Genomic DNA, 2,826 nt, shown 5'->3' on the forward strand with positions numbered 1-2,826 from the left:
GTCTTCCCCTCCCCCTGAGAACGCATGAGCCTCCGAGCCCTGATGTCGAACACCAGGACCCGGAGGCCCACAGATACCGGCTATCCCGCTATCCGGCTATTCCGCCTTAGTCGTTCCCCGCCTCCATCGCGGCGCGGTCGAGCAGCGCGTCGTCGGGGACGGTGCCGAGGGACGCGATCTCGTCCGCGCCGCCTTCCGGCATGTCGCCGATCAGGTTGGTCTTACCGACCTGACCCTCACTCGGCACCTGCGCCGACGCCGACGCGGACTCGAGGGCTCCGCCGGCCGCGGGCGTCGAACCGGAGTGGTGCGTGCCGGTGAGAGCGGCCTGGGCGGTGCCGACCATGCCGAGCGCCGAGTACTGCTCGAGCTTGGCGCGGGAGTCGGCGATGTCCAGGTTGCGCATCGTCAGCTGGCCGATGCGGTCGACCGGGCCGAACGCCGCCTCCTCGACCCGCTCCATGGACAGCTTCTCCGGGTGGTAGCTGAACGCCGGGCCGGAGGTGTCGAGGATCGAGTAGTCCTCGCCGCGACGCAGGCGGAGCGTGACCTGACCGGTGACGGCCATGCCGACCCAGCGCTGCAGGGACTCGCGCAGCATCAACGACTGCGGGTCCAGCCAGCGGCCCTCGTACATCAGCCGGCCGAGGCGCCGACCCTCGTTGTGGTAGCTGGCAACCGTGTCCTCGTTGTGGATCGCGTTGACCAGCCGCTCGTAGGCCGCGTGCAGCAGGGCCATGCCGGGCGCCTCGTAGATGCCGCGGCTCTTGGCCTCGATGATCCGGTTCTCGATCTGGTCGGACATGCCGAGCCCGTGCCGGCCGCCGATCTGGTTGGCCCGGTTGACCAGGTCGACCGCGGTGGCGAAGGACTCGCCGTTGATCGCGACCGGGCGGCCCTGCTCGAAGGCGATGGTGACGTCCTCGGCGTCGATCTTCACCGCCGAGTCCCAGAACCGCACGCCCATGATCGGCTCGACGATCTCGATGCCGTTGTCGAGGTGCTCGAGCGACTTGGCCTCGTGCGTGGCGCCCCAGATGTTGGCGTCGGTGGAGTACGCCTTCTCCTTGCTGGCGCGGTACGGCAGCTTGCGGGCGACCAGCCACTCCGACATCTCGGTGCGGCCGCCGAGCTCGTTCACGAAGTCGGCGTCGAGCCAGGGCTTGTAGATGCGCAGCGACGGGTTGGCGAGCAGACCGTAGCGGTAGAAGCGCTCGATGTCGTTGCCCTTGTAGGTCGACCCGTCGCCCCAGATCTGGACGCCGTCCTCGAGCATCGCGCGCACCAGCATGGTGCCGGTGACCGCGCGGCCGAGCGGGGTGGTGTTGAAGTAGGTGCGGCCGCCGGACCGGATGTGGAAAGCGCCGCACGCCAGCGCGGCGAGGCCCTCTTCGACGAGGGCCGCTCGACAGTCGACCAGCCGGGCGATTTCCGCGCCGTATTCTTCGGCGCGGCCGGGCACGGAGCCGATGTCGGCCTCGTCATACTGACCGATATCGGCGGTGTACGCGCAGGGCACGGCGCCCTTCTCGCGCATCCACGCGACCGCTACGGACGTATCGAGGCCGCCGGAGAAGGCGATGCCGACGCGCTCGCCGACAGGCAGGGAGGTGAGTACCTTGGACACGTCGATATTATATGTGGCCCAATGCACAAACATGCAAACTCCCTGGAATCCCGGGCGTGTCGCGCCCCGTCCGCCCGTTTCGCAGGCCCTGCCGCACGCCCGGGAATAGCACCCGCCCCGGCGCCTGTTGTCCGTTCACGGGCCGCCGTCGATCGTGGCGGGCGAGCGGCCTCGACCGGTTCACCCGGCCGACCGCCTCGCCGCCAACCGTCCGGGAAGCGAAACGTTCCATGAAGTACTCCCTGCTCGACGTCGCGGCCGTGGCGCCGGATGAGACCCCCGCCGACGCCCTGCACGGCGCCGTCCCGCTCGCCCGGGCCGCCGAGCGTTCCGGCTTTCACCGCGTCTGGTACGCCGAGCACCACAACATGCCGCAGATCGCGTCCGCCGCCACCAGCGTCGTGATCGCGCACGTGGCCGCACACACCGAGAAGATCCGCCTCGGCGCGGGCGGCGTGATGCTGCCCAACCACGCCCCGCTGCTGATCGCCGAACAGTTCGGCACGCTCGCCGCGCTGCACCCCGATCGCATCGACCTCGGCCTCGGCCGCGCCCCGGGCTCGGACCAGAACACCATGCGTGCCCTGCGACGCACTCCGCACTCCGCCGATTCCTTCCCGGACGACGTGCTCGAGCTCCAGGGCTATCTCAGCGGCCGCACACGCATACCGGGCGTGTACGCCACCCCGGGCAACGGATCGAACGTCCCGCTCTACATCCTCGGCTCCTCGCTCTTCGGCGCCCAACTCGCCGCGGCCCTCGGCCTGCCCTACGCCTTCGCCTCGCACTTCGCGCCGGCCGCCCTCGACGCCGCACTCCAGACGTACCGCGCCGAATACCGCCCGTCCGAGGAGCACCCGGAGCCGTACGTCGTCGCCGCGGCCAACGTCATCGCCTCGCCGGACGAGCAGAACGCCCAGGAGCAGTACCAGGCCGCCCTGCGCTGGCGCGCAAGGCGTTTCCTGGTACGCGGCCGCGACCTGAGCGACCAGGACCTCGACGCCCTCCTCGACTCGCCCACGGGCTACGAGATGAAGTCCATGATGCGCCACACCGCATTCGGCACCCCGGAGCAGGTGCACAAGCAGCTCACCACCTTCGCCGAACGCACCCGCGCCGACGAACTGATGCTCGCCCCCGCCTCGACCCGCCGCGAGGACCGCCTCCAGACCGTAGAGCTCATCGAAGCCCCGACCGAC

At 70.0% G+C, this 2,826-nt stretch carries 2 protein-coding genes; one reads left to right on the forward strand and one right to left on the reverse strand.

Annotated features, from left to right (window positions below):
• Positions 1 to 106 precede the first annotated feature (106 nt).
• A complete protein-coding gene (gene argG, locus KDL01_RS40285) occupies positions 107 to 1,627 on the reverse strand; it encodes an argininosuccinate synthase (protein WP_212533993.1) in 1,521 nt (506 codons plus the stop codon).
• 230 nt (positions 1,628 to 1,857) lie between these two features.
• Between argG and KDL01_RS40290 the strand changes: the two genes are divergently transcribed.
• Positions 1,858 to 2,826, forward strand: a 969-nt coding sequence (locus KDL01_RS40290) for an LLM class flavin-dependent oxidoreductase (RefSeq protein ID WP_212533994.1), incomplete at its 3' end; no start/stop codon positions are given.

The sequence above is a fragment of the Actinospica durhamensis genome (genome assembly GCF_018139695.1).
Classification (GTDB): domain Bacteria; phylum Actinomycetota; class Actinomycetes; order Streptomycetales; family Catenulisporaceae; genus Actinospica; species Actinospica durhamensis.